This is a genomic window from Gordonia amicalis NBRC 100051 = JCM 11271 (genome assembly GCF_000332995.1).
Classification (GTDB): Bacteria; Actinomycetota; Actinomycetes; order Mycobacteriales; family Mycobacteriaceae; genus Gordonia; species Gordonia amicalis.
The window spans coordinates 245,967-271,623 of the sequence record NZ_BANS01000001.1 but is presented as its reverse complement, the minus strand read 5'-3'; the positions used below and the strand labels follow the sequence as shown (position 1 = coordinate 271,623).

Here is a 25,657-nt window from a genome sequence, read left to right as displayed (position 1 = left end):
CCTCGAAGGGTCACCCCACCTCGAAGAACTCCGGCCAGTACCGCTGCAGGCAGTCCACGGGCTGTCCCTGACGATTGAACTGCGGTCCGGTCAGGCCGATGGTCAGCGCCCGCGCGCGTTCGGTCGCCGACCCGTGCCCCATCGCGCCGCCGGTGTCACCGATGATCGGGAGCAGGGTCGCAACCTGGAGGATCTCCTTGGCGCCCAACGCATCACGCTGGTAGGCCGTGGCCGCCCAGTTGGATGCGAGGCAGTCGGCGATCAGTTCGCTGTTCTTGCCCTGAGGCAGTCGCCGCTCCGGGATGCCGAACGCCTCGGCCATCCGGAACACCACGTTGTGCCCGTACTCGTGGGCGACGACGATCGCGGCGGTGAAGTCCCCGACGATCGGCGACGGCACCCCGAAGACGTTCCCGTCCCAGATGGCGGCGAAGGTGTCGACCGGCAGCACGATGCTGCCCTCGGTCTCCTGGCCGTCGCCGTTGGGTTCCTCGTCGACCCCGCAGAAGGAGGCGTTCGCCTCGTCGGACGGAATCCGGTTGGACGCCCCGTCCTCGTCGATGCACTCGGTGGCGAACGAGGTGCCCGACTCGATCAGGACACGTCCCGGCGCGGGGTCACCCCAACCGAGTTCACCGAACCATCCACCCCACGTCTGGTCGAGGTCGTCGAGCAGCGTGGTGAGGTACTTCGGTACCGCGGTGTCGACGTTGGACGAATTCACCCCGCTGGTCATGAGTTCCGCCGTCGGCGTCGCCAGCTTCGGGCAGTCGTCCGGACGGCATCCCCTGGGGTCGGCGTCGCCCGGCGTCGACGACGGGATGCTCGACCGTGTACTCGGTGTCGGCGATCCCGGTGACGAGGAGGTCGACGTCGAGGCCGACGCCGACGGCGCCGGGCTCGACGGGTCGTCGGAGGAGATGAGCGAACATCCACTCGTCACGGCGAGCACCAGCACCGCCAACGGAACACTCCACCGGACCATTCGCGAGACATCCCGGCGCTCCACGCGAGCCCCACGTCGATCGATCATTGGGCGAACTTAGCAGGCAACCACCCCTTGACCTGGGGATTGTCATCCGACCGAAGCACGCCCTCATCAGCTGCGACAGACGGGAGCCCATCTGCCACCGGGCAGTCGCACGCGCCCATGCCCTACCCTTTGTATCCGGGACCGGTCACGGTCCGCGCGATGTACGTCGAGACGCCCGAACGCACCAAGCTGGAGAACAGACCGTGAGTGTTGAAACCGACCCGAATCCGGCCTTCGCCGAGTACGCCCACCCCGAGCGGTTGGTGTCCACCCAGTGGCTGTCGGCTCATCTCGGCGCCAAAGGCCTCAAGATCATCGAATCCGATGAGGACGTGCTGCTCTACGACATCGGCCACATCCCCACAGCGCAGAAGGTCGACTGGCACCTGCATCTCAACGATCCGGTGACCCGCGACTACATCAACGGCGAGCAGTTCGCAGAACTGATGCGCAGCAAGGGAATCGAGCGCGACGACACCGTCGTCATCTACGGCGACAAGAGCAACTGGTGGGCGGCGTACGCACTCTGGGTGCTCACGCTGTTCGGTCACGAGGACGTGCGCCTGCTCGACGGTGGTCGCGACGCGTGGATGGCCGAGGACCGGGACACCTCCTTCGACGTCCCCGAATACCCGCGGTCGGACTACCCCGTCGTCGAGCGCGACGACACGAAGATCCGCGCCTTCGCCCCGCAGGTCCTCGAGGCGCTCGGCACCGAACCGCTCGTCGATGTCCGCTCGCCGCAGGAGTACACCGGCGAACGCACCCACATGCCCGACTACCCCGAGGAGGGTGCGCTGCGCGGCGGTCACATCCCCACCGCGGTGTCGATCCCGTGGGCCAGGGCCGCTGCTCCGGACGGCCGGTTCCGTTCGCGCGCCGAGCTCGACGAGATCTACGGCGACTTCGCGAAAGACAAGCCCATGATCGCCTACTGCCGCATCGGCGAGCGTTCCAGCCACACCTGGTTCGTGCTGACCCACCTGCTGGGGCACACCAGGGTTCGCAACTACGACGGATCGTGGACCGAGTGGGGCAACGCGGTTCGCGTACCCATCGCCGTCGGCGACGAGCCGGGTGCCGCGCCCGGCCGCAAGTGAGCCCTGACCGACGATGAGCTTGCCCCCAGCCCTGGCAGAAATCGTCGAAGACTTTGCCGCACTAGGTGATTCCGACAAGATCACCTTGCTCCTGGAATTCGCCGGCGAACTACCCGACCTCCCTGAGCATCTGCAACAGGAGGCGATGGAACCGGTACCGGAGTGCCAGTCACCGGTGTTCCTGTCCGTCGACGCCGGCGATCCGGAATCGGTACGGCTGTACTTCACCGCGCCGCGTGAGGCGCCGACGACGCGCGGATTCGCGGCGATCCTGCACCAGGGTCTCGACACCGCGTCGGCGCAGGAGATCCTCGACGTCCCGTCGGACTTCTACTACGACCTCGGTCTGGGCAGCGCGGTCAGTCTGCTCCGCCTCCGGGGTATGGCGGGCATGCTCGGCCGGATCAAGGCGCAGGTGCGCGATCAGACGGCCGGCTCCGGGTCCGACACACCCGGGGTATGAAGTTCATCCAGATCCGCGACGAGCCGATCGCACCGGGGGGTCTCGTCGAGTGGACCCCCTATGTCTCCGGCGGGTTGGGCGCCTGGCGTCCTGATCCCCGCCTGACCTCGCACAACCACGAACAGCATCTGCGTGCCGCCTTCGACTATCGGGTGCGGACCCAGCGCGAGGGTGGGCGGGAGGCCTGGCTGGGCCTGTCGATCGAGTTGGACGAACCGTTGTCGATCCCGGCGATCCGCTCGGTGCTGACCCAGTGGATCGACCGTCACGAGGTCCTGCGCAGCCACGTCGTGATCACGGGGACGGGCCTGCAGCGACTCACCACCGACCCCGGCACCGTGAAACTCAAGATGGGACGCATCGGCTGGTTCGCCGAGCCCGGCCCCCTCGTCGAGCAACTGGGCGGCTCCTTCGACCGTGCCACCGCGCCGCTGCACTGGCCCGCCTACCTGTTCGCGACGGTGGGACGCGCCGACTCGTTCACCCTGCTGTTCGCCGCGGACCACTCCCTGGTCGACGGCTACTCGCTGATCATGGCCCAGCAGGAGCTCGTCTCGCTGTACCGCGCGGCACGCGAACACCGGACCGCCAACCTGCCCGCGGTCGGCAGCTACGTCGACTTCAGCGCCGAGGAACGACGCCGCGCCGACCAGACCGGCGGCGACCATCCGGCAGTGGCCCTGTGGTCGGAGTTCCTGCGCACGGGCGCCGGCGACATGCCGGCCCTGCTGCGGTCCCCGCAGGGCACCAGCCGCGGAATCGGGGACGAAGCCGATCAGCAGTACCGCGAGGAGACGACGATCCCGCAGGAGTCGCTGTGGGGCGTCGTCGCCGACGACGAGACGGCCAACCGGTTCACCGCGATCTGTTCGGAGGCCGGCGGAACGCTGACCGCGGGCGTCCTCGCCGCGTTCGCGATGGTCCATCACGAGATGACCGACGACGCGGAGTTCCGCTGCGTGCTGCCCCGGCACACCCGTGACGACGCGCAGTGGCTGACCGCGCTGGGGTGGTTCGTGGGCGTCGCGCCGTTCTGGATGGACATGTCCGACTCCCCGACCTTCGACCAGGCGGTCACCCGCGCCACCGCCGTCCTCAAGCGCGGTCGCCGGGGCGCCTCACTACCCTTTCTTCGCGTGGCCGACCTGATCGGCCACCACGGTGAGCCGCGGTTCGTGATCTCGTTCATCGACACCCGGTACGCGCCGGGCGCCGGGGCGGCCGACGCGGGCCGCGCGAAGGTGATCCGCAGCCACAGCTACTCACCGCACGAGGTCTACATCTGGATCAACCGGACGCCGTCCGGTTTGCGGTATTCGGCCCGTTTCCCGCGCGAATCCCCGCTCCGCGAACTCGGCGTCGGCGAGTCGTCGACCGACATTCCGCCCGTCGGGGCCCCGATGCCGGATGCGTCACCTTTTCCGTTCGACGCGGAGGCGAGTGACATCGACCCGACCATCGGTCCCGTACACGCCTACCTGCACAATTTCGCCGAACTCGTACGGCGACTCGGTGATGCGAGCACATTCTCCCGCGCGTTGTGACCCACGGCTCCACCGAACGATTGCTCGGTGGGCTACTGTATTTGCCGGAAGGTCGCGACGCCCGGACTCCCGGCGTCGTCCGCGCCCTCACCGTCCGCATCCCGGCCGGCGAAGGCTGCACCCCCGTCTTGACCGTTGTCCGACAACCGTGTCGCACGCGCCACCGCGCGTCGTGAGCACCTGAGTACGAGTAAGGCCCAGGAGAACAAGTGCCCAGTACCGCAATCAGCAAGGTCCTCATCGCCAATCGAGGCGAGATCGCTGTCCGTGTGATCCGCGCAGCCCGGGATGCGGGCCTCGCGAGCGTCGCCGTGTACGCCGAGCCCGACGCGGACGCACTGTTCGTCAAGCTCGCCGACGAGGCTTTCGCACTGGGCGGCCAGACCTCGGCCGAGTCGTACCTGGTCTTCGACAAGATCCTCGACGCCGCCGCCAAGTCGGGCGCCGACGCGATCCACCCCGGTTACGGCTTCCTGTCCGAGAACGCCGACTTCGCCCAGGCCGTCATCGACGCCGGGCTGATCTGGATCGGACCGTCACCCCAGTCGATCCGTGACCTCGGCGACAAGGTCACCGCCCGTCACATCGCGCTGAAAGCCGACGCACCGATGGCGCCCGGCACCAAGGACCCGGTCAAGGACGCCGACGAGGTCGTCGCCTTCGCCAAGGAGCACGGCGTGCCCGTCGCGATCAAGGCCGCCTTCGGCGGTGGCGGTCGCGGCATGAAGGTCGCCTACACCATCGAAGAGATCCCGCACCTGTTCGAGTCGGCGACCCGTGAGGCCATCGCCGCGTTCGGCCGCGGTGAGTGCTTCGTGGAGCGCTACCTGGACAAGGCCCGCCACGTCGAGGCGCAGGTCATCGCCGACCAGCACGGCAACGTCATCGTCGCCGGTACCCGCGACTGCTCGTTGCAGCGTCGCTTCCAGAAGCTCGTCGAGGAGGCCCCGGCGCCGTTCCTGACCGACGAGCAGCGCACCAAGATCCACGAGTCCGCCAAGGCCATCTGCCGCGAGGCCGGCTACTACGGCGCGGGCACCGTCGAGTTCCTGGTCGGCAACGACGGCCTGGTCTCGTTCCTCGAGGTCAACACCCGTCTGCAGGTCGAGCACCCGGTCACCGAGGAGACCGCGGGCATCGACCTCGTCCGTCAGCAGTTCCGCATCGCCAACGGCGAGAAGCTCGAGTTCACCGAGGACCCGGCCCCGCGCGGCCACGCCTTCGAGTTCCGTATCAACGGTGAGGACGCCGGCCGCAACTTCCTGCCGGCCCCCGGCCCCATCTCGGTCTACAAGGAGCCCACCGGACCCGGCGTCCGCGTCGACTCCGGTGTTGTCGAGGGCGACGTCATCGGCGGCCAGTTCGACTCGATGCTGGCCAAGCTGATCGTCACCGGCGAGACCCGCGAGCAGGCGCTCGAGCGTTCGCGTCGCGCACTCGCCGAGTTCCAGGTCGAGGGCCTCGCCACGGTCATCCCGTTCCACCGCCACATCGTCTCCAACCCGGCGTTCATCGGCGACGGCGAGAAGTTCGACGTCTACACCAAGTGGATCGAGACCGATTGGGAGAACCCGATCGAGCCGTACACCGGTGGCGAGCCGATCGAGGAAGACGACGCCGCACCGCGCCAGAAGGTCGTGGTCGAGGTCGGCGGACGCCGCGTCGAGGTGTCCCTGCCCGGCGATCTCGCCCTCGGTGGCGGCGGCGGCTCGACCAACGGTGTCATCCGCAAGAAGCCGAAGGCCCGCTCGCGCAAGAAGGGCGGCGGCTCAGCCGTCTCCGGTGATGCCGTGGCCGCCCCGATGCAGGGCACCGTCGTCAAGGTCGCCGTGGAAGAGGGCCAGGAAGTCTCCGCCGGCGATCTGGTCGTCGTCCTCGAGGCCATGAAGATGGAGAACCCGGTCACCGCCCACAAGGACGGCGTGGTCACCGGTCTGGCCATCGAGGCCGGCGCCGCGGTCACCCAGGGCACCGTGCTGCTCGAGCTGAAGTAAGCACCTTCTCGCGACTCGCCCCGACGACTGCAAGCTCCATGCTCTCTGACTAGCGAGCTTGCACAGCTCCCCTGCTCCCTGAGTAGCGAGCTTGCGAGCGTATCGAAGGGTCAACGCCACTGTGCAACCAGTCGAGATCAACGCCGGGACGTGGTACCTGCGTTCGCTTCGTGCGGACGACCGGATCACCGACGTCCCGGCGTTGTCTCTTCTCGGGGTCGACTCCCCCGCCGACTACGTCGAGGCAGCCAACTCCGACTGGGACGCCGAGACGCGTTTCGTGTGGGCCATCTGCATCCCCACGACCGGCGAGTTGATCGCGCTGATCGGGGTGACGCCGGACGGCTCCTCGGGCCGGTTGTGGGGTCAGGCGCGCGACGGCTACGACGAGGCGCTCGACGCTGCGATCGGGCCGGTGTCGCGGTTTGCCGAAGGTGCGCTGTATCTCACTGTGGCCGAACCCTTCTCGCGTTCGATCGGCTGAATCGACCGAGAGTGTCAGGTGTCGCTGTCTCCTCCGAGGTCTCAGCGCTTGTCTGCATTGGCCCGTACAGTTCGGCCACGCCCAGAATGCGTTCGGGAAGCTCTGACGCTCTCATCTCGAACCCGCAAGCCCGCAAGCCGACATAGCTGCAACGGCGTTGGTAATAGGTTCAGGGACATGAACCAGATCGACGCGGAAATCGACGACTACCTGACCCGCTACGCCGCAACGCTGAGCGCCTTCGACTCGACCGCGGCCGCACAGTTGTGGGCCACCCCGGGCATGATCATCGATGATCGTTTCGCCGGTGTGGTTGACGACCGCGAAACCATGGCACACAGCCTCGAGCAGTCCTACCCGCTCTACCGCGAACTCGGCTTGGCATCGGTCAGCCACGAATGCCTGAACGTCGAACGCCTCACCGCCGCGATCAGCCTGGTCAAGGTGCGCTGGATCTTCTATGGCGCCAACGGTGATCAACTCACCGACAGCAACGCCTACTACATCGTGCGCCGCGACGACGATGGCCTGCACGCCTGCGTCTGCATCCAACTCGACGACGCCGAGAAGCTCCGAGCACTGGCCGCCGAACACGACATCGACCTCGCCGAGTACACCCGCGAGTAGTCGAAACCAACGCCCGCCGGCAACGGGTGAGGGCCGCGTTCGGCGTCGGTCACAGCTTCCTTCAAGCTCCGTGCGTCAAGATCCTGCACTCAGCGACCCTGCCAGAAGGTTTGACGCACTGAAGACCACCCCTTGACTCGAACACATGTTCGAGTATTGTGGTGACATGGCGCGGGGAGCTGGCATCGAATCCACGGATTCGACAGGTATCGCAGAGCACTCTGTCGAGCCCACCCTGCGTCCCGATGCCGAACTCTCGGCCGCCGAACTTGTCGAGGTCTTGAATCATTGCGCCGGACTCGCCGCATCGACGGCCCATCGAATGATGACCGTTGCCAGCCTCATTCACGACGAACGCGAGATGGATTACGCGCAGCGTCGGGCTGAGATCCACGACGGCCGACTCGATTCCGTCGAGGCCTTCGACGAGCTCGCTGCCCGGGCGGCGGCCGGCGAGGACCCGTACTCCGAGTTCGGCCCGGACGGGCTCGAACAGGCCATTGCCGAGGTCGGCGCGACACTCACCGTCACCCCCGCCGAGGCCAGAGAACTCATCACCGCCGGGGACGCACTGCGCTACCGGTTGTCGTTCACCGGTCACGCCCTGGCCTGTGGCCGCATCGACAAGAGGCGATTCCTCATCGCGCTCAAGCGCACCGAACTGGTCACCGACCTTGACGAGATGCAGACCGTGGACGCCCATCTCGCCGAGGCGATCTTCGCGCGCGCACCGATGTCGACCACCCGGTTCACCGCCATGGTCGATGCCATCGTCGCCAAGTGGGCACCCGACGCGGTCCGCAGGCGTCGCGAGCGAGCCACCGACGACCGCAAGGTCACCGTCGGACCCGATCGGTTCAACCCCGGACAATCCCGCGTGTCCGGGACACTACCGATCGCCGACGCTGCCGCGTTCGACGCCCGCTTGTCCGCGATGGCGGCCGAAGTACATGGCGCCGACCCTCGCACCGTCGCACAACGCCGCGCCGACGCGCTCGTCGCTCTCGCCCGCAGCGAAACATCGCTTGCCTGCGCATGTGACGACTGCTCCACGGGCGCACAAGGAGCCGACGAGGCCACCGAACCCGAGGACTCCCCGGCGGCCGCCGCTTCTGAGGTCGAAGCAGCGCCCGCTGCCGGTTCCCGTACCGTCGACACCACAGCCCCGCGCGCGACCTATCACGTCGTGGTGAACCTCACCACCCTCCTCGGTATCGACGATGATCCGGCATTTCTCGACGGCCACGGCATCATCGACGCCGAGACCGCCCGCACACTGCTGAACGAAGCCCGACGCACCTACCTCCACCCCACCACCGCACCAACCCCGGAATCGGCGCTGCGCTATGCCCCGTCGAAGAAGCTGCAAGCCCTGGTGCGGGCCGGCGAACTGTGCTGCACCTTCCCCGGATGCAACGCGCCGGCCTGGCAGATCGACCTCGACCACACCCGACCGTTCGACCATCAACAACCCCGACGCGGTGGCCGTACCCTCGAACGCAACCTGAAACCACTCTGCCGGTTCCACCACCGGATCAAGACCTTCACCAGTTGGCAGGACTACCAAGACGAGTTCCTGACCGCCTGGTTCACCACACCGACCGGACACATGTTCGTCGGCAACGCCTACAACGGCCGCGACCTGTTCGGCCACCTCGCACCGATACGTCCGCCCGATCATCCAGCGCGTGTCCGACATGACACCCAGCGCGACGATCGGTCCCGCCGAGCCCGGCGGGCCGAACACCGGTGGAACCAAGCCAACCCACCACCGTTCTGACGCCAATCGGACAGAAGTCGCCACGCACCTGCGCGTTCGGCGACTACTGTTCGTTGACCAGCGGCCGATCCGAGCCGATGGAGGTCGCGGTGAGCCACACCGGAGTGAACGCAGCCGAAGAGTTCGACGCCATCATCGTCGGCGCGCGCTGCGCCGGATCTGCCACCGCGATCGCACTCGCCGGCCGCGGATTGCACGTCCTGGTCATCGATTCGGCGCGCTTCCCTTCCGACACACTCTCCACGCATCTGCTGTGGCCGTCGACGATGGCCGAGATCCACGCTCTCGGCGCCCTGCCCGCCGTCGAGGAGGCCGGCGCACCGCGGCTTCCGATCGCTGAGGCCATCCTCGACGAGACCGGCTGGCGCACCGGGTATTCGCCGGTGTCCGGTATCGACTACGGAATGTGTCTGCGGCGTTCACATCTCGATGACGCCCTCATCCGGACGGCGTCGTCCCTCGAAGCCGACATCCGGCAACAGTGTCGGGCAACGGGATTGATCTCCGATGACGGGCGCGTCACCGGCATCCGCTATACCGATGCCGACGACCACGAACGGGCGGCGATTGCTCCCATCGTCATCGGAGCCGACGGCCGCAAGAGCCTCGTGGCCCGCGAGGTGGGAGCGAAGACCCCGCTGATCTCCTCCCGGAGTGGCCGATCGTGCTACTTCGCCTACTGGACGGACCCACGAGACGACCTGCGCCACATCGCCTCCCAATGGCGGGTCGACGGGCTGCTCGGCACCGCATTCCCCTGCGACGCCGGCCAGACGCTGTGCCTGCTGCAACCACCTGTCGAGCTCGATGACGAGTTCCACGGACGTAAGGTCACCGATGCCTACCGCGAGGGCGTCGCAGCGCTGCCCGGCCTGGCGCGGCGCCTCGAAGGCGCGGAGATGGTGTCCCGGGTGCGCGCCTGCACCGGCATCGAGTCGTACTTCCGCCGGTCGAGCGGACCGGGATGGGCACTGCCCGGCGACGCCGGACACTTCAAGGATCCGGTCACCGCGCAGGGAATCCGCGACGGCTACCGGTACGGCCGGTTGCTCGGCGAGCGACTCGCCCCGATTCTCGGCTCTCGCGGTGGTCCCGACCCCGGCGCGGTCGACGCCGCCACCGCGGAATGGGCCGCTCGACGCGAGCAGGACTGCGTCGAGATCTACCAGTGGACGAACGTGCTGGCGTCCGGCTCGCCACCCTCCCCACTCGAATACGAGGTCTACCACCGCGCGCGGGATCACCCCGAGTACGCCCAGATCCTGAGCGACATCTACGACCGCGTCCAGGCGCCGTCGTCGATGCTCCCGCTGACCGCTCTCCCCAGCCTCATCCTCGGCGCACTCCGCCAACCCGCGTCGTCGACGCGGGAGGTCGTCGCCGATGTGCGAACCCAGGTCCGGCGTATCCGCGATGACCGGAACGAAAGGCGAGCCCTGGTCCGAGCATCCGCCGGATGAGCCCGCCCCTCGTCCGGTCTAGGTCGTCGCGTTGGCGAACGTGTCCAGATTGCCGGTCGCCTCGATGTACTCGGTCACCCAGCGCTCGATGACCGCCGACGTCTTCTCGACCTTGCGGAACTGCCCGACCACCTGACCGACGGGATTGAAGGCGACGTCGATGCTCTCGTCGGGATGCTTGTGCGTCGCGGCGACCGCCATACCGGAGACCATGTACTGCAACGGCATCCCCAGCGGATCGGGGTTCTCGGGGTTTTCCCACGCCTCGGTCCAGTCGTTGCGCAGCATGCGGCACGGCTTGCCAGTGAACGAGCGACTGCGAACGGTGTCACGGCTCGACGCATCGATGTAGGTCTGCTGCTGGACAGGGGTGTTCTCGGCCTCTTCGACCATCAGCCACTGCGATCCGCTCCACGCACCCTGCGCGCCGAGCGCGAGCGCAGCCGCGATCTGCTCGCCGCTGCCGATACCACCGGCAGCCAGAACCGGCACGGGCGCAACCTCTTTGACGACCTGCGGCCACAGCACGATCGAACCGACCTCACCGCAGTGACCACCGCCCTCGCCACCCTGGGCGATGATGATGTCGACCCCGGCGTCGGCATGCTTGCGCGCCTGCTTCGGGGAGCCGCACAGCGCCGCGACCTTGCGACCGGCCGCCTGGATCTTCTCGATCATGTCCTTCGGGGGCGTGCCGAGCGCGTTGGCGATCAGCGTGACCTTCGGATGCTGCAGCGCGATCTCCACCTGCGGCGTCGCGGTGGCCTCGGTCCAGCCGAGCAGCTGCAGCGAGTTGTCGTCGTCCTCGGCGAGGGGCACCCCGTGGTCGCGGAGCAGCTTGCGCCCGAATTCCAGGGTCTCGTTCGGCACCATCGACTGGAGCAGCTTGGTCAGCTCCTCGCCCGACATGTTCGAGTCCATGCCCTCGTACTTGTTGGGGATCACGATGTCGACGCCGTACGGGTGGTCGCCGATGTGCTCGTCGATCCAGTTCAGCTCGATCTCGAGCTGCTCCGGCGTGAAGCCCACCGCGCCGAGTACTCCGTAGCCACCCGCCTTGCCGACCGCGACCACCACGTCACGACAGTGGGTGAACGCGAAGATCGGGAACTCGATACCGAGTTCGTCGCAGATCGGGGTGTGCATACAGACTCCTCGCCAGGTCAGAATTAGAACGTGTTCTAATCTGAATACCAGGCTCCGCGACGACGGACAAGCGTTCCGCGGAACAGCCTGACGGGGGGCGCCAGACGACAGCGGCTGCAAGAAGTCAGGTGCTGCTGTGCACCAGTGGCCACATGCGTATCGGATACCCGACCGGGTCCGGCCCGGCGACGGTTTTCAGACCAAGACCGTCCCTCCGGACAGTCGACGTGGTTGAATCCGAAGACGTCACCGGAAAACAACTCAACCGACCGGCGGCCGGTTCGGCTCATCGAATGATGTGAGTGCCGGTCCAGACGATGCGGAACTATCCCACGGAGGTTCAGATGCCCCGGAATGCCGGAGACCGCTACGAGTGCCAGGATTGCGGAGCGAGGCTCGTCTATGAGAAAGAGTGCCCATGCCCCGAAGGAATGGAACACCGGGAGATCTGTTGCGGCAAGCAGATGACGCCGGTGAAGGACTGACTACCCTGACCTTCGTTGACCTTCGTCTGACGTGACCTTCGTGTCTTACGCCGAGTCCGACGACTCGGCTGTGGGACTCAGAGCGAGGGGTAGCTGCTGATCGAGATCACTGACCCGTCCGTGCCGGGGGCCACGTTGATGGACGCTCCCCTGCCGCGCTTCTTCACCGTGATGCTGGCCGCGAACCGTGACACCGTCTCCGACACGATGTCCCAGTCCCCGTCCCGGACTGCGTTCTTGTAGAACTCGCCGATCTTCTCCACCGAGTCCGGCGAGGTGAGAACCAGCGATCCGGGCGCCTTGCTGACCTCATCGGACGGCTCATAAACAGGCAGACCACCGAAGGTCTCGCCGCCCGAGTCGTCGCCGTTCCCCGTCGTCGCAGAACCCGTCTCGGTACTCACCGCGCTGGTCGCCGAAGTGGTGTCCTCAGATGACGTGGTGTCGCTGTCACAACCCACGACCGCGACCCCGATCGTGATCGCGGCAAAGGACGAAACCAGCGCTTTCTGACGTCGGTTCATGATCAGGGCTCCTCAGGGATTGTGCCGCGATCCTCTTACGCCTCTATCCGTAGCACGCGATCAGCCCGCTCGACACGCCGTTCGGACATTTTGGGCCCGAGATCCGCACGGCCGCCGGGTCAGGCCGCATGCCCCCGCCCTCCGAGCTCTCCGGTGAGCGATTCGGTGACATTGCCCCTCTCGACCGATGGATACTGCAAGGACCGGACACCCTCACGGCACGGACGGAGGCGAACATGCAGTTGGATCGGGCGGACGCCTGCCGCCACTTGGCCATCCATCTCGACGATGAGGTCGGCAGTCTGCTCGACCGGGCGCGCACGACAGCCCGCAACCGAACCAGACAACCTGAATGGTGAGAAGACATGAACTCTCAAGCCGACGGTCACCGCGTGGGTGACCACGAGGTCGAGGTGGAAGCGGGACCGGTCAAGGTCGCGGGACACCTCACCGTTCCCGAGAACGCCAAAGGAGTGGTCGTTTTCGCGCATGGCAGCGGAAGCAGCCGGTTCAGCTCCCGCAACATCTACGTGGCCGACGTCCTCAACGCGGCCGGGATCGCCACCTTGCTGTTCGACCTGCTGACGCCGGAGGAAGAACTCACCCGCGCCAACGTCTTCGACATCGACCTGCTGGCACGAAGACTGGTCGATGTCACCACCTGGCTCGCCGCCCGAACAGACGTGGGGTCGTTGCCGGTCGGCTACTTCGGCGCGAGTACCGGGGCGGGCGCCGCGTTGCGTGCCGCCACCGACCCGGGTGTGGATGTCCAGGCGATAGTGTCGCGCGGCGGTCGGCCGGATCTCGCCGGCGACGCACTGGCCCGGACGACAGCGCCCACCCTGCTGATCGTCGGCGGACGTGACGAACTGGTCCTCGACCTGAATCAGCGTGCTCGAGAATCGATCACCGCCGAATGTGAGATCACCGTGGTACCCGGTGCCACCCACCTCTTCGAGGAGACGGGTGCGCTCGAGCAGGTCGCGGTCCTGGCCCGTGACTGGTTTCTGAGCCATCTCTGAACAGGGCGCGGCGGTCGCGGCGTTCACGCGTCGGAGTTGTCGCCGACTCCCAGACTTCGTCTCGACTACCAGACTTCGATCGAGGTCTGGAGGTCGAGATGAGGTCGACCGGACGACAAACTCTCAACGGACAACGCGGCGGACCTACTTCGGTTCCCGGCGCGCGTACGGTGTCCGGGCGGTCTCGGTGTCGCCGTAGATGATCGCGCGTTCCCGGCGGGAATCGGTCATCAGGGTTGCGCCCCAGGTCATCACGGTTCCCAGGCGGTTTCGGACGCCGGCCAGGAAGGCGATGTGGATGGCGCCCCATGCGACCCATCCGGTGAACCCCGACATCTGGAAACGCCCCGACTGCACGATGGCGTGGCGCCGCGCGATGTAGGCGGCGGTCCCGAGGTCCCGGTACTTGAACGGCGCCCGTTCCCGCTGCCCTGCAACGCTTTCCGCGATCACTCGACCGACGTGGTGACCGCCCTGCATGGCGACCTCGGCGACACCGGCCAGGTCCTTGTACGCCATCACGTCGCCGGCCACGAACACGTCGGGATGGCCGGGCACCGAGAGGTCTGATTCCACCGGGATCCGCCCTGACCGATCCTGTTCGACGCCGAGGGCCGTGGCCAGGGTGGTGGCGAACGGGACGGCCTCGACGCCGGTGGTCCACAGCGTCGTCCGCGCCGGATACACCTCTTTGTGCTTGTCGGCCTTGCGGGTCGTCTCCACGTAGTCGTCGCCCACATCGGTCACGTGCACCCCGAGGTGCGTCTCGACGCCCAGGGCGTCGAGGGTTCGCTGTGCACTCGCCGACAGTCGTGCGTCGAATGACGGCAGCACCCGATCCCCGCCGTGCAGCAACAGCACTCGTGCCTGGGCGGGATCGATGGCGTCGTATTCACGCTCGAGGGCGCGGGTGGCGAGCTCACGGATCTGCCCGGCCAACTCGACCCCCGTCGGCCCTCCGCCCGCGACCGCGAAGGTCAGCCAGGATCGCTGTTCCGCGGGGTCGGTGATCGTCTCCGCCATCTCGAAGGCGGCCATGATCTTGCGGCGGATCGTCAGCGCGTCGTCGAGCGACTTCATCCCCGGTGCATATTTCGCGAACTGATCGTTGCCTCGATACGCGGTACGCATACCGGCTCCGACGACGAGGTAGTCGTAGGGCAGACGGAACGACGACCGGTCGAGACGGTCCACGATGATCTCGCGCGTCTCGACGTCGATGCCGGCGGCCTCACCCAGGACGACATCGAGATTGCGCTGACGCCGGGTCAGGTGCCGGATCGGGCTGGAGATCGCGCCTTCGGACAGCAACCCGGTGGCGCACTGGTAAAGCAGCGGCTGGAAGACGTGGCTGGTTCCGCGGTCGACCAGGGTCACGTCGACCGCGGCCTTCCGCAGGCGCCGGACGCAGTGCATGCCCGCGAATCCTGCTCCGATGACGACGACTCTGGGTCTCGAGGGTGCCATTCCGCCGATTGTTCCAGACGGATCGGCCCACGGGCTGAACATCGCGGCGCGCCACCGCACCGGGCGGATACGGCAGGGGACGCCGTCGACCGTGGTTTAACCCCCATGCCGGCGGGTATCCGCGCCCTGTGGAAGCCAGGGTTTCTCTGTCGGTCAACGGTGTGGCCCGCGATGTCGTGGTGGACACGCGCACCACTCTCCTGGACGGCCTCCGGGATCGACTGGGCGTCTTCTCGCCCAAGAAGGGATGTGATCACGGCCAGTGCGGCTCGTGCACCGTCCTCGTCGATGGTCGCCGCATCATCAGTTGCCTGTCCTTCGCCGTCAGCTACGAGGGCACCGAGATCGTGACCGCCGAAGGACTCGCCGACGCCGACGAACTCCACCCCCTCCAGCAGGCGTTCATCGATCAGGACGCCTTCCAGTGCGGGTACTGCACGCCGGGCCAGGTCTGTTCGGCGGCCGGCATGCTCGACGAGGCCAAGAACGGGCACCCGAGTCACGCCACCGACGACCTCGACCCCGACACCTCGGACGAACCCCTCAGCGACGACGAGATCCGGGAACGGATGAGCGGCAACCTGTGTCGCTGCGCGGCCTATCCCAACATCGTCGCGGCGATCCGGCAGGCGGCGGGACGATGATCCCCTTCACCTACGAACGCGCCGACGACGTGGCCGGCGCGGTCGACTTCCTCCGCGACCATCCCGGCGCGAAGCTGCTCGCGGGCGGCACGAACCTCGTCGACCACATGAAGCTGGGCGTAGCCAACCCGCCTGCGCTGGTGGACATCTCACGACTTCCTCTGGACCAGATCGACGAAAACCCGGATGGTTCACTGCGTCTCGGCGCGACGGCGCGCAACGCCGACACCGCCGCCCATCCCCTGGTCCGCCGTCGCTACCCCATGCTTGCACGCGCCCTGCTCTCGGGCGCATCCCCTCAGCTGCGCAACCTGGCGACCAACGCCGGAAACCTGCTGCAGCGGACACGATGCGTCTACTTCCAGGACGTCACGACCCCGTGCAACAAACGCACACCCGGCAGCGGGTGCTCGGCGATCGGCGGCTACACGCGCTATCACGCCGTGCTCGGTGCGCCCGACACCGATGCCCAGGCAACCTGCGTGGCCACCCACCCGTCGGACCTGGCCGTGGCGCTCACCGCCCTGGACGCACGTGTCGTGGTGCAGGGCCCGGACGGTGAACGCGACTTCGACGTGCGTGCGCTGTACCGGCTACCCGGTGAACATCCCGACCGCGACACGGTTCTCGAGCCCCACGACGTGATCGTCGCGATCGACGTGCCCGCCCCGACCCCCGGATCGACGTCGACCTATCGCAAGGTCCGCGACCGTGCATCGTATGCGTTCGCGCTGGTCTCCGTCGGCGCCGAGATCAGTCTGAACGATGGGACGATCGCGGAGGCGCGGGTCGCATTCGGCGGCGTCGCCCACAAGCCGTGGCGCGCCGAACGGGCCGAGGCCGTGCTCCGCGGACAGCAACCCTCGCGCGAACTGTTCGCCGAAGCCGCCGACGCCGAACTCGCCGCCGCCCGGCCGCTCGACGGAAACGAATTCAAGATCCCCCTCGTCCGACGCACCCTGACCGCCGTTCTCGAGGAGCTGACCACCCGATGAGCGTCGTCGGATCGTCTCCAGCCCCCATCGGCCACGCCCGGATCGACGGCGTCGAAAAAGTCCGCGGCACAGCTCCGTACGCCTACGAACACGTCACCGACGCGGTGTACCTGTGGCCGGTCACCGCGACCGTCGCCCGGGGCCGGGTCACCTCGATGGACACCGCCGCAGCCGAGTCGACCGACGGCGTCGTCACGGTCCTCACCGTCGACGACGCGCCGCGTCTCGCCGACACCTCCGACGGCGATCTCACGATCCTGCAGTCCCCGGAGGTCTCCTACCGCGGCCAGCTCATCGGCGCGGTGATCGCGGAGTCACCCGAAATCGCCCGGGAGGCAGCCGCATCCGTGACGGTCTCCTACGACGAGGCTCCCCACGACACCGCGTTCCGCGTCGACCACCCCAATCGCTACCGGCCCCAGAAGGTCAACGGCGGATTCGAAACCACCTCCGAGACAAAAGAACCCGACCGAATTCTGGCGGATCCGCCGGAGGGCGCCGTCGTGGTCGACGAGTGGTATTCGACGCCAGAAGAGCACAACAATCCGATGGAGCCACACACCGTGGTCGCATTGTGGGCGCCCGACGAGGAGCTCCTCACCCTGTACGACTCGACGCAGTCGACGCAGGGCGTGGTCTCCGCGTTGGCTCCCGTCCTTGGACTCGAACCCGCACAGATGCGGGTGATCGCTCCGCATGTCGGGGGCGGGTTCGGGTCCAAGGGTTCACCCCACTCGCACGACGTGCTGGCCGCCATGGCCGCGATGCGAGTGCCCGGCCGTGCCGTGAAGTTCGCGGTCACCCGACAGCACATGTTCGCCTACGTCGGCCACCGTGCGCCCACGCGATCCCGACTCCGCATCGCCGCGGACGCCGACGGCAACATCACCGCGCTGATCCACGAGGCGCACACCCACAGCGCACATGCCAAGGAGTTCGCCGAGCAGGCCGCCGTCTCGTCGCGGATGATGTACACCGCGCCGCACCGGCGCACCGATCACCACGTCGTACCACTCGACGTCCCGCCGCCGTTCTGGATGCGTGCGCCGGGCGAGGCACCGGGGATGTATGCCGGCGAGGTGGCGATGGACGAACTCGCCCATGCCGTGGGGATCGACCCGATCGAGCTGCGTATCCGCAACGAACCCGCCGACGATCCCGAGACCGGGAAGCCGTGGTCGTCGCGACAGCTCGTCGAATGTCTCCGCGAGGGCGCCGAGCGATTCGGCTGGGACCGCCGTCGTCCAGAACCCGGGACACACCGGGACGGCCGGCATCTCGTCGGATTCGGTGTCGCCTCCTCGACGTACCCGCACATGGTGAACCCGGGCAACGAAGCCTCGATCTCGTACCGGGGCACCCGGTATTCGGTGAGCATCGCGGCCACCGACATCGGGACCGGCGCCTGGACCGTGCTGACGCTCATCGCCGCCGATGCGTTGGGAGTCGAGCCGGACCGCATCGACCTCCAGATCGGTGACAGCGCCCTGCCGAGCGCCACCGTCGCGGGCGGCTCGTCGGGCACCTCGTCGTGGGGTTCGGCGATAGTCACCGCGGCACAACGCTTCCGGACACGTTTCGGCGACGATCCCGCGGACGGCGCCGAGGTCAGCGCGAAGACCCACGAGAACCCCGATCTGGAGAAATTCGCCATCGCCTCGTTCGGCGCCCACTTCGTCGAGGTCCACGTCGATGTCGACACCGGTGAGATCCGCATCCCCCGCATGCTCGGCGTGTTCTCGATAGGACGCGCCATCAACCCGCGGACCGTGCGATCACAGCTCATCGGCGGGATGACCTTCGGCATCTCGATGGCGCTGTACGAGGAGAGCGTCCGGGACCCGCGCTTCGGTCACGTCGTCACCCAGGACCTCGCCGAGTACCACGTCCCCGTGCACGCGGACATCGCCGACGTCGACGCCATCTGGCTCGACGATCCCGACGAACACGCGACGCCGATGGGTTCCCGAGGTGCCGGTGAGATCGGCATCGTCGGCAGCGCCGCAGCAGTCGTCAGCGCCGTCTACAACGCCACGGGTGTGCGCGTCCGAGACCTGCCCGTCCACCTCGACGACCTGCTCGAGGGACTGCCGGACAGCTGAGCGGGCTCAGCCGACGCCCGGGTAGGCAGACCAGCCCGGGACCGCCGGTGACACCGGCCACGGGTCGTCGCCCTGCGTCGGCAGCCAGTGCGGCATCCCCGCCTGTCGCGTTGCCGCACAGACCTTCTGGTCGGTGGTCGGCGTGGGATACAGCGCAGAGAAGTCGTATCGCGAGGTGTACCAGCCGCCGAAGACGTTCACCTCCGGTGTCCGTTGACCACCACGCGGGGCAGCCGGTGGCCGGTCGCCGGTGCGCCGGATGTCGATCTCGACGGGCCGGGACGTGTCGTATCCGATCGCCCAGCTCCGGTCGGGTCCGGAGCCGTCACGCTCGACCGAGTGATATCCCTGTCGGCACAGCACGATTCGCGTCCAGTCGGCGTCGTCGGTGCGCCGTATGCCGGTATAGAACGCACTGCCCACCTGCCGTCGGGCGTCCGAGACGCCGGATGGGTAGGCCGTCACCATCTGGTCGATGTTCGACGGTGAGGCCTCGGCGAATCCCGGATATCCCCACTCGACCGAGGCGCCGGCGTTGGCGAGCTCGAAGGACTCGACGTAGGCGCGCACGAAGGTCCCCTCGGCCGACTGCGGGTCGAGCACCGGTGTGGCCGACCAGCGGAAGGTGGTATCGAAGCCCGGTGGCAGATGGGCGTCCTGGGTGGCGGCGGGCGACGTGGCCTGCGGTTCCGGCGACACCGAGCACGCGGCCACTCCGAGACCCGCGGCCAGCGCGGCGATCATCGCGACGATTCGACGGTGGTGTCCTCGCGCCACGTGATCACCTTCTTCGCCGGTGATGGTCCTTTCGGCCCGGTGTGCACCGATTCTGGCTGTTCCGATGCGGGCTCTGTCTGCACCCTATGCACCCTCGCTCGCCAGAAGCGGGATCCCCATGCACCGGAACGGCGACGAGAAGGTCTCGAAATGGGCACATCACGCCGGCTCATCCCCTGGTGTCGACGTCCTCACCCGACGCGAGATCCCCGCACTCGACCGCCGTCACCTCCCGGCTCCTCAGGTAAGCCTGCGCACCGACGTCGCCGCAGATGACCTCGAGTGCAGGGCCGAGATGATCCGCACCGATGTACACCGGATGGCCCGGCCGGCCGTCGAAAACCGCGCGCACCAGACGCTCGCGCCGACCTTCGGATGTCCCGAGGATGCGTCGCACCACGTCGGCTCCGACGTCGGGGGTGTCGACCACGGTGAGCAACACCCCGCCCACCCCGGGCCGACGCGACGCCCATGTCAGCGCCGCCGACACCGACGCACCAATTCCGTCGGCCCAATCGTCGACGACGAGCGCGGTGGCGCCGACCGGCGGCTCGACGACCGCCGCGCCCATGGTCACCGCGATGTCCGCGCAACCGCCGGCCCGCAGCGCGTTCGTCGCCGCATCCAGCCAGTCACCGTCGTGGGCGAGAATCTTCGGCATTCCGTACCGGGTACCGGCGCCGGCGGCGAGCACCACACCGAGAACCGCACCGGTCGTGCTCTCCTCCGGCAACGCTGTCACCGTTCCATCTTCCATGTGTCGGCCGGGCCCGTGAACCGGCGGTACTCGGGTCGACATCCTAGGCTGGACCCGTGCGCCCAGACGATCGCCGCGATGCCGACGAAGGAGACGTCCGCCGCTTCAACGAGCTGAGCGTCGACGCATGCGTCGAACGGTTGCTCGCCTGTTGCAGTTCGCCGACCTGGGCTCGGCAAGTCGCGACGGCACGCCCCTACGTCGATGCGCATGACCTGCTGGACCGGGCGGATCAGATCCTGACCGAACTGACCGAGACGGACCTCGACGACGCCCTCGCCGGGCATCCCCGGATCGGCGACCGGCCCGACAACGCCTCGTCGGCGCGGGAACAGTCCGGCGTCGCCGGTGCCGACCCCTCGGTACTCGCCGAACTCGAAGAGTTCAACGCGGCCTACGAGCAGCGGTTCGGGCACGTCTATCTGGTCTTCGCCAACGGCCGCCCGGCGGACGAACTGCTCGGGATCCTCAAGAAGCGCATCGACAACGACGCCGAGACCGAACGACGCGTGATGCGTGCGGAACTGGCGAAGATTAACCGCAGCCGCCTCATCCGTATGCTGGCGACACACGACACCGACGAGGGAGCTTCCGCATGACCGGCCTGTCCACCCATGTACTCGACGCGACGTCGGGGGCCCCGGCAGTCGGCGTCGAGGTGTCTCTGCAGGACGCCTCCGGCACCGAATTGTCCTCGGGACAGACCGATTCGGATGGTCGTATCGGCGAGATCAACCCCGAACCGCTTGTCCCGGGCATCTACCACCTGGTCTTCGACACCGGGAACTGGTTCTCCGACAACGACATCAAGGCGTTCTACCCCGAGATCGACATCTGCTTCGAGGTCGACGACGCCGATCGCCACTACCATGTCCCGGTGCTGCTGAGCCCGTTCGCGTATTCGACGTATCGCGGTAGCTGATGCCCGTTCGAGAGGACATCTCGGCTCTCCTCGACACGGCCGACCGAGTGCTCGTCGGCATCACCGGGCCTCCGGGCGCCGGGAAGACGACGCTCGCACGGACGCTCGTCGACGACTTCTCGTCGACGCCGGGCGCCGACGCCGTCGGGTACGTGCCAATGGACGGCTTCCACCTGTCGAACGCCGTCCTCGATCGACTCTTCCGCCGCGACCGCAAAGGCGCACCCGACACCTTCGACGCCGCGGGATTCGTTGCCGTGCTTCAGCGCATCGCCGACGGCAACGAGACCGTGTACGTACCCGACTTCGACCACACCGTCGGCGAGCCGATCGCGGCGTCGCTCCTCGTGCCCGAGACCGCGCGACTCGTGATCGTCGAGGGCAACTATCTCGGGCTCGACGAACCAGTGTGGGACGGCGTACGGCCCCTCCTCCATCGCCTCGTCTACGTCGACGCCGACGTGGAGGTGCGACGCGAGCGGCTGCTGAAACGGCACATCGCCGCCGGGAAGACCGAAGCCCAGGCGCGCGCCTGGATCGAGACCGTCGACGAACCCAACGCGGAACTCATCGCGGGTACGCGGTCCCGGGCCGACGTGGTCATCGACGGGCTCTAAAAGTGCTGCCGCGCACGGGTTCCGTTCCCGCTCACCAAGATCGGGTGAGCGGGAACGGAACCTGTGAGCGAGACCCCGGAGGAAGCCGAGATCAGCTGAGCTCGATGAGCAGATCACCCGGCGAGACCTGGGTGACCGGGCCGACCGCGACCCGAGAGACCTTGCCGCCGACCGGTGCGGTGATGGCAGCTTCCATCTTCATCGCCTCGATGGTGCCGATCGTTGCGCCTGCGGCGACCTCGTCACCCTCGTCGACCGACAGGGACACGACCCCGGCGAACGGCGCCGCGATGTGCTTCGGGTTGGAGCGATCGGCCTTCTCGGCGGCGGCGACGGCGGAGTCGATGCTGTGGTCGCGCACCGCAATCGGGCGAAGCTGACCGTTGAGCACACACATCACCGTGCGCATGCCCTTCTCGTCCGGCTCGCTGATCGCCTCGAGACCGATCATCAACTCCACACCCGGCTCGAGCGAGACGCGATGTTCCTCGCCGTACCGCAGGCCGTAGAAGAACTGATTCGCCGACAACCGCGAGGTGTCGCCGTAGGTCTCGTAGTGCTCCTCGAACTCCTTTGTGGGACCGGGGAACAGCAGGTGGTTGAGCCGGACCTGACGATCGCGGCCGGGCTTGTCCAGGATCGCCTCGTCGTCGGTCGTCAGCGTCGCCATCTCCGGCGCGGGTGCGCGGCCCTGCAGCGCCAGGGTGCGCAACGGCTCCGGCCATCCACCGGGCGGGTCACCGAGTTCGCCACGCAGGAACCCGATCACCGAATCGGGGATGTCGTAGGAACTCGGGTCGGCGGCGAAGTCCGACGCGGTGATCCCGCGACCCACCAGCGCCAGGGCCAGGTCACCGACGACCTTCGACGACGGCGTCACCTTGACCAGACGGCCCAGCATCGAGTCGGCGGCGGCATAGGCCTGCTCGACGGCCTCGAAGCGGTTGCCCAGCCCCAGCGAGATGGCCTGCTGCCGCAGGTTCGACAACTGACCGCCGGGGATCTCGTGCGAGTACACGCGACCGGTCGGAGCCGGCAGACCGGATTCGAACGGCGCGTACACCTTTCGCAGCGCCTCCCAGTACGGCTCGAGATCACAGACCCGGGCCAGGTCCAGACCGCTGTCGCGGTCTGTGTTCGCAGTCGCGGCCACGATCGCCGACAACGGCGGCTGACTGGTGGTGCCGGCCAGCGCCGCACTCGCACCGTCCACCGCGTCCGCGCCGGCCTGCCAGGCCGCCATGTAGGTCGCGAGCTGACCACCCGGGGTGTCGTGGGTGTGCACATGGATCGGCAGGTCGAAGTTCTTGCGCAAGGCCGAGACCAGCGTGGTCGCCGCCGGCGCGCGCAACAGACCGGCCATGTCCTTGATGGCCAGCACATGGGCACCGGCCTCGACGATCTGCTCGGCCAGACGCAGGTAGTAGTCGAGGGTGTAGAGATCCTCCGACGGCGACGACAGGTCGCCCGTGTAGCTCATCGCCACCTCGGCCACCGCGGTCCCCGTCTCGCGGACCGCGTCGATCGCCGGGCGCATCGCATCGATGTTGTTGAGCGCGTCGAAGATCCGGAAGATGTCGATACCCACATCGGTCGCCTCGGAGACGAACGCGGTGGTGACCTTCGTCGGGTACGGCGTGTACCCGACGGTGTTGGCACCCCGCAGGAGCATCTGCAGACAGATGTTCGGGATCGCTTCCCGCAACTGCGCCAGCCGATCCCACGGATCTTCCTTCAGGAAGCGAAGGGCCACGTCGTAGGTTGCGCCGCCCCAGCACTCCACCGACAACAACTCAGGAGTCAGCGCCGCGACATACGGTGCGACGTTGACCAGACCGGTGGTGCGCACGCGCGTCGCCAGCAGCGACTGATGCGCGTCACGGAAGGTCGTGTCGGTGATACCGAGACGCGGATTCTCCCGCAGGTCGCGGGCGAAGCCCTCGGGTCCGAGCTGCAGAAGACGCTGACGCGAACCGTCGGGCGGCGACGCGAGCACCGAGCGCTCGACGGTGGGCAGCTTGTCCCGCGGGTACACCGTCGTCGGACGCTCCCCGTGCGGCTTGTTGACCGTCACGTCGGCCAGGTACGAGATGATCTTGGTGCCGCGGTCCGCCGACGACCGCGAGGTCAGCAATTCCGGGCGCTCGTCGATGAACGATGTCGTGACCCGACCGGCGCGGAAGTCCGGATCGTCGAGCACGGCCTGCAGGAACGGGATGTTGGTCGCCACACCGCGGATGCGGAACTCGGCCACCGCACGCCGCGCACGACGCACCGCGGTCGGGAAATCTCTTCCTCGACAGGTCAACTTGACCAGCATCGAGTCGAAGTGCCCGCTCACCTCGGCGCCCAGGTTGGCGCCACCGTCGAGGCGCACACCCGCGCCACCCGGGCTGCGGTAGGCGGTGATGCGACCCACATCGGGACGGAAGCCGTTGGACGGATCCTCGGTGGTGATGCGGCACTGCAGCGCGGCACCGCGAATGCGGATGGACTCCTGCGACAACCCGAGATCGTCCAGGGACTCCCCCGCCGCGATGCGCAGCTGCGAACTCACCAGGTCGACGTCGGTGATCTCCTCGGTCACGGTGTGCTCGACCTGGATACGCGGGTTCATCTCGATGAACACGTGGCGTCCCTGCTCGTCGAGGAGGAACTCGACGGTGCCCGCACAGGTGTAACCGATGTGGCGGGCGAAGGCCACGGCGTCGGCGCAGATCTTCTCCCGCAGCTCGTCGGAGAGGTTGGGTGCCGGCGCGAGCTCGATGACCTTCTGATGGCGGCGCTGCAGACTGCAGTCGCGCTCGTAGAGGTGGATCACGTTGCCGTGGTTGTCGGCGAGGATCTGCACCTCGATGTGGCGCGGGTTGACCACGGCCTGCTCCAGGAACACCGTGGCGTCACCGAACGCGGATTCCGCCTCGCGCGATGCCGCGGCGATCGACTCGGCCAGGTCGGCACGATCGTCGACACGCCGCATACCGCGACCGCCACCACCGGCGACCGCCTTCACGAACACCGGGAACTGCATGTCCTCGGCAGCGGCGAGCAGCTCGTCGAGATCCGACGACGGCGCCGAGGACGCCAGCACCGGAATGCCCGCGGCCTTCGCCGCGGCCACCGCGGTGGCCTTGTTGCCGGTCATCTCCAGGATGTCGGCGCTGGGTCCGACGAAGGTGATGCCGGCCTCGGCACACGCAGCCGCGAGACCCTGGTTCTCCGACAGGAAGCCGTAGCCGGGATAGATCGCATCGGCGCCACAGCGCACTGCCGCGGACACCACTTCGTCGACCGACAGGTACGCCCGCACCGGATGGCCCGGCAGACCGATCTGATACGACTCGTCGGCCTTCAGGCGATGCACCGAGTTGCGGTCCTCATACGGGAACACCGCGACCGTGCGCGCACCCAGCTCGTAGGCGGCGCGGAACGCACGGATCGCGATCTCACCCCGGTTGGCAACCAGAACCTTCTCGAACATCGGGTGTTCCCTTTTCTCCCGCTGCGACATTTTTATCGAGTTATCTCGGGTCCGTTCACTCGACGGACCTGTGCAGTACATCACGTGATCCTACTCACAACACAACCCACCCCGAGCATCCCGCGACACCTCCCCGACGAGTACCGAAACAGACTGCCGGACAACATAACCGGGAGAGATTGCACGGGGGTTGTGGAATGCTCTCACCGCAGGTTGGCACGGTGAGAGATCAC

The 25,657-nt window shown here is 67.4% G+C and carries 22 protein-coding genes and 1 pseudogene; 16 read left to right on the top strand and 7 right to left on the bottom strand.

What is annotated here, in order from left to right; translation table 11 throughout:
- Positions 1 to 10: 10 nt before the first annotated feature.
- A complete protein-coding gene (locus tag GOAMI_RS01265; RefSeq protein WP_006434576.1) occupies positions 11 to 736 on the bottom strand; it encodes a neutral zinc metallopeptidase in 726 nt (241 codons plus the stop codon).
- Here GOAMI_RS01265 and GOAMI_RS01260 point away from each other — a divergent pair.
- From GOAMI_RS01260 to GOAMI_RS01220, 9 genes are all read left to right on the top strand, one after another.
- Positions 735 to 1,046 carry a hypothetical protein gene (locus tag GOAMI_RS01260; protein ID WP_006434575.1) on the top strand — a complete coding sequence of 104 codons (312 nt, stop codon included), beginning with the start codon at positions 735 to 737 and terminating at the stop codon, positions 1,044 to 1,046. The genes GOAMI_RS01265 and GOAMI_RS01260 overlap by 2 nt on opposite strands.
- 190 nt (positions 1,047 to 1,236) lie before the next feature.
- Positions 1,237 to 2,133, top strand: coding sequence for a sulfurtransferase (locus GOAMI_RS01255; protein ID WP_006434574.1), 897 nt, complete (start codon positions 1,237 to 1,239; stop codon positions 2,131 to 2,133).
- A gap of 13 nt (positions 2,134 to 2,146) precedes the next feature.
- Positions 2,147 to 2,596: a SufE family protein gene (locus GOAMI_RS01250; RefSeq protein WP_006434573.1), complete on the top strand. Its 450-nt coding sequence runs from the start codon at positions 2,147 to 2,149 to the stop codon at positions 2,594 to 2,596.
- Positions 2,593 to 4,140 (top strand): condensation domain-containing protein, encoded by a 1,548-nt coding sequence (locus tag GOAMI_RS01245; RefSeq protein ID WP_006434572.1) that lies wholly within the window; start codon positions 2,593 to 2,595, stop codon positions 4,138 to 4,140. Before GOAMI_RS01250 ends, GOAMI_RS01245 begins: the two co-directional genes overlap by 4 nt.
- A gap of 209 nt (positions 4,141 to 4,349) precedes the next feature.
- Positions 4,350 to 6,134 (top strand): acetyl/propionyl/methylcrotonyl-CoA carboxylase subunit alpha, encoded by a 1,785-nt coding sequence (locus GOAMI_RS01240; protein WP_006434571.1) that lies wholly within the window; start codon positions 4,350 to 4,352, stop codon positions 6,132 to 6,134.
- Positions 6,135 to 6,255: 121 nt separating this feature from the next.
- Positions 6,256 to 6,618: a hypothetical protein gene (locus GOAMI_RS01235; RefSeq protein WP_006434570.1), complete on the top strand. Its 363-nt coding sequence runs from the start codon at positions 6,256 to 6,258 to the stop codon at positions 6,616 to 6,618.
- 177 nt (positions 6,619 to 6,795) lie between these two features.
- On the top strand, positions 6,796 to 7,245 hold the full coding sequence (locus GOAMI_RS01230; protein WP_006434569.1) for a DUF6841 family protein: 450 nt from the start codon (positions 6,796 to 6,798) through the stop codon (positions 7,243 to 7,245).
- A 166-nt stretch (positions 7,246 to 7,411) separates the two neighbouring features.
- Positions 7,412 to 9,025: an HNH endonuclease signature motif containing protein gene (locus tag GOAMI_RS01225; RefSeq protein ID WP_051995345.1), complete on the top strand. Its 1,614-nt coding sequence runs from the start codon at positions 7,412 to 7,414 to the stop codon at positions 9,023 to 9,025.
- An 89-nt stretch (positions 9,026 to 9,114) separates the two neighbouring features.
- Positions 9,115 to 10,485 (top strand): NAD(P)/FAD-dependent oxidoreductase, encoded by a 1,371-nt coding sequence (locus GOAMI_RS01220; protein WP_255219171.1) that lies wholly within the window; start codon positions 9,115 to 9,117, stop codon positions 10,483 to 10,485.
- An 18-nt stretch (positions 10,486 to 10,503) separates the two neighbouring features.
- On the opposite strand, the gene GOAMI_RS01215 is transcribed toward GOAMI_RS01220, so the two are convergent.
- Positions 10,504 to 11,631, bottom strand: a complete 1,128-nt coding sequence (locus GOAMI_RS01215; RefSeq protein WP_006434566.1) for a nitronate monooxygenase — start codon at positions 11,629 to 11,631, stop codon at positions 10,504 to 10,506.
- Between the two features lie 562 nt (positions 11,632 to 12,193).
- Positions 12,194 to 12,640, bottom strand: a complete 447-nt coding sequence (locus GOAMI_RS01205) for a hypothetical protein (protein WP_006434564.1) — start codon at positions 12,638 to 12,640, stop codon at positions 12,194 to 12,196.
- A 398-nt stretch (positions 12,641 to 13,038) separates the two neighbouring features.
- Between GOAMI_RS01205 and GOAMI_RS01200 the strand changes: the two are divergent.
- A pseudogene (locus GOAMI_RS01200) lies at positions 13,039 to 13,662 on the top strand (dienelactone hydrolase family protein); the annotation flags it as partial.
- 144 nt (positions 13,663 to 13,806) lie between these two features.
- Here the strand turns inward: GOAMI_RS01200 and GOAMI_RS01195 are convergent.
- Positions 13,807 to 15,129: an NAD(P)/FAD-dependent oxidoreductase gene (locus GOAMI_RS01195; RefSeq protein ID WP_040004488.1), complete on the bottom strand. Its 1,323-nt coding sequence runs from the start codon at positions 15,127 to 15,129 to the stop codon at positions 13,807 to 13,809.
- A 128-nt stretch (positions 15,130 to 15,257) separates the two neighbouring features.
- Between GOAMI_RS01195 and GOAMI_RS01190 the strand changes: the two genes are divergently transcribed.
- Genes GOAMI_RS01190 through GOAMI_RS01180 form a run of 3 tightly spaced genes read left to right on the top strand, consistent with a single transcriptional unit; the run spans position 15,258 to position 18,870 of the window.
- Positions 15,258 to 15,773: a (2Fe-2S)-binding protein gene (locus GOAMI_RS01190; RefSeq protein ID WP_006434560.1), complete on the top strand. Its 516-nt coding sequence runs from the start codon at positions 15,258 to 15,260 to the stop codon at positions 15,771 to 15,773.
- The gene (locus GOAMI_RS01185) at positions 15,770 to 16,768 is read left to right on the top strand and encodes an FAD binding domain-containing protein (RefSeq protein ID WP_006434559.1); all 999 of its coding nucleotides are present in this window, start codon (positions 15,770 to 15,772) and stop codon (positions 16,766 to 16,768) included. The genes GOAMI_RS01190 and GOAMI_RS01185 overlap by 4 nt, the downstream gene beginning before the upstream one ends.
- Positions 16,765 to 18,870, top strand: coding sequence for a xanthine dehydrogenase family protein molybdopterin-binding subunit (locus GOAMI_RS01180; RefSeq protein ID WP_006434558.1), 2,106 nt, complete (start codon positions 16,765 to 16,767; stop codon positions 18,868 to 18,870). Before GOAMI_RS01185 ends, GOAMI_RS01180 begins: the two co-directional genes overlap by 4 nt.
- Before the next feature lie 6 nt (positions 18,871 to 18,876).
- On the opposite strand, the gene GOAMI_RS01175 is transcribed toward GOAMI_RS01180, so the two are convergent.
- Together GOAMI_RS01175 and GOAMI_RS01170 are read right to left on the bottom strand one after the other, a co-directional pair.
- Positions 18,877 to 19,614: a hypothetical protein gene (locus GOAMI_RS01175; protein WP_006434557.1), complete on the bottom strand. Its 738-nt coding sequence runs from the start codon at positions 19,612 to 19,614 to the stop codon at positions 18,877 to 18,879.
- A 202-nt stretch (positions 19,615 to 19,816) separates the two neighbouring features.
- The gene (locus GOAMI_RS01170) at positions 19,817 to 20,404 is read right to left on the bottom strand and encodes a nucleotidyltransferase family protein (RefSeq protein ID WP_210737723.1); all 588 of its coding nucleotides are present in this window, start codon (positions 20,402 to 20,404) and stop codon (positions 19,817 to 19,819) included.
- A 56-nt stretch (positions 20,405 to 20,460) separates the two neighbouring features.
- Here GOAMI_RS01170 and uraD point away from each other — a divergent pair, with 56 nt between their 5' ends.
- Genes uraD through GOAMI_RS01155 form a run of 3 tightly spaced genes read left to right on the top strand, consistent with a single transcriptional unit; the run spans position 20,461 to position 21,943 of the window.
- Positions 20,461 to 21,003: a 2-oxo-4-hydroxy-4-carboxy-5-ureidoimidazoline decarboxylase gene (uraD, locus tag GOAMI_RS01165; protein ID WP_006434555.1), complete on the top strand. Its 543-nt coding sequence runs from the start codon at positions 20,461 to 20,463 to the stop codon at positions 21,001 to 21,003.
- Entirely contained in the window at positions 21,000 to 21,326 is a 327-nt protein-coding gene (gene uraH, locus GOAMI_RS01160; RefSeq protein WP_006434554.1) for a hydroxyisourate hydrolase, read from the top strand. The genes uraD and uraH overlap by 4 nt, the downstream gene beginning before the upstream one ends.
- A complete protein-coding gene (locus GOAMI_RS01155) occupies positions 21,326 to 21,943 on the top strand; it encodes a nucleoside/nucleotide kinase family protein (RefSeq protein WP_006434553.1) in 618 nt (205 codons plus the stop codon). The genes uraH and GOAMI_RS01155 overlap by 1 nt, the downstream gene beginning before the upstream one ends.
- Positions 21,944 to 22,034: 91 nt before the next feature.
- Here the strand turns inward: GOAMI_RS01155 and GOAMI_RS01150 are convergent, their stop codons facing one another.
- On the bottom strand, positions 22,035 to 25,424 hold the full coding sequence (locus GOAMI_RS01150; protein ID WP_006434552.1) for a pyruvate carboxylase: 3,390 nt from the start codon (positions 25,422 to 25,424) through the stop codon (positions 22,035 to 22,037).
- Positions 25,425 to 25,657: the final 233 nt, after the last annotated feature.

Coding starts and splice junctions, on each gene's coding strand:
- GOAMI_RS01260 (WP_006434575.1), top strand. CDS start 735: ATGAGTTCCGCCGTCGGCGTCGCCAGCTTCGGGCAGTCGTCCGGACGG.
- GOAMI_RS01265 (WP_006434576.1), bottom strand. CDS start 736: ATGACCAGCGGGGTGAATTCGTCCAACGTCGACACCGCGGTACCGAAG.
- GOAMI_RS01250 (WP_006434573.1), top strand. CDS start 2,147: ATGAGCTTGCCCCCAGCCCTGGCAGAAATCGTCGAAGACTTTGCCGCA.
- GOAMI_RS01245 (WP_006434572.1), top strand. CDS start 2,593: ATGAAGTTCATCCAGATCCGCGACGAGCCGATCGCACCGGGGGGTCTC.
- GOAMI_RS01230 (WP_006434569.1), top strand. CDS start 6,796: ATGAACCAGATCGACGCGGAAATCGACGACTACCTGACCCGCTACGCC.
- GOAMI_RS01225 (WP_051995345.1), top strand. CDS start 7,412: ATGGCGCGGGGAGCTGGCATCGAATCCACGGATTCGACAGGTATCGCA.
- GOAMI_RS01215 (WP_006434566.1), bottom strand. CDS start 11,631: ATGCACACCCCGATCTGCGACGAACTCGGTATCGAGTTCCCGATCTTC.
- GOAMI_RS01205 (WP_006434564.1), bottom strand. CDS start 12,640: ATGAACCGACGTCAGAAAGCGCTGGTTTCGTCCTTTGCCGCGATCACG.
- GOAMI_RS01195 (WP_040004488.1), bottom strand. CDS start 15,129: ATGGCACCCTCGAGACCCAGAGTCGTCGTCATCGGAGCAGGATTCGCG.
- GOAMI_RS01185 (WP_006434559.1), top strand. CDS start 15,770: ATGATCCCCTTCACCTACGAACGCGCCGACGACGTGGCCGGCGCGGTC.
- GOAMI_RS01180 (WP_006434558.1), top strand. CDS start 16,765: ATGAGCGTCGTCGGATCGTCTCCAGCCCCCATCGGCCACGCCCGGATC.
- GOAMI_RS01175 (WP_006434557.1), bottom strand. CDS start 19,614: ATGATCGCCGCGCTGGCCGCGGGTCTCGGAGTGGCCGCGTGCTCGGTG.
- GOAMI_RS01170 (WP_210737723.1), bottom strand. CDS start 20,404: ATGGAAGATGGAACGGTGACAGCGTTGCCGGAGGAGAGCACGACCGGT.
- uraH (WP_006434554.1), top strand. CDS start 21,000: ATGACCGGCCTGTCCACCCATGTACTCGACGCGACGTCGGGGGCCCCG.
- GOAMI_RS01155 (WP_006434553.1), top strand. CDS start 21,326: ATGCCCGTTCGAGAGGACATCTCGGCTCTCCTCGACACGGCCGACCGA.
- GOAMI_RS01150 (WP_006434552.1), bottom strand. CDS start 25,424: ATGTTCGAGAAGGTTCTGGTTGCCAACCGGGGTGAGATCGCGATCCGT.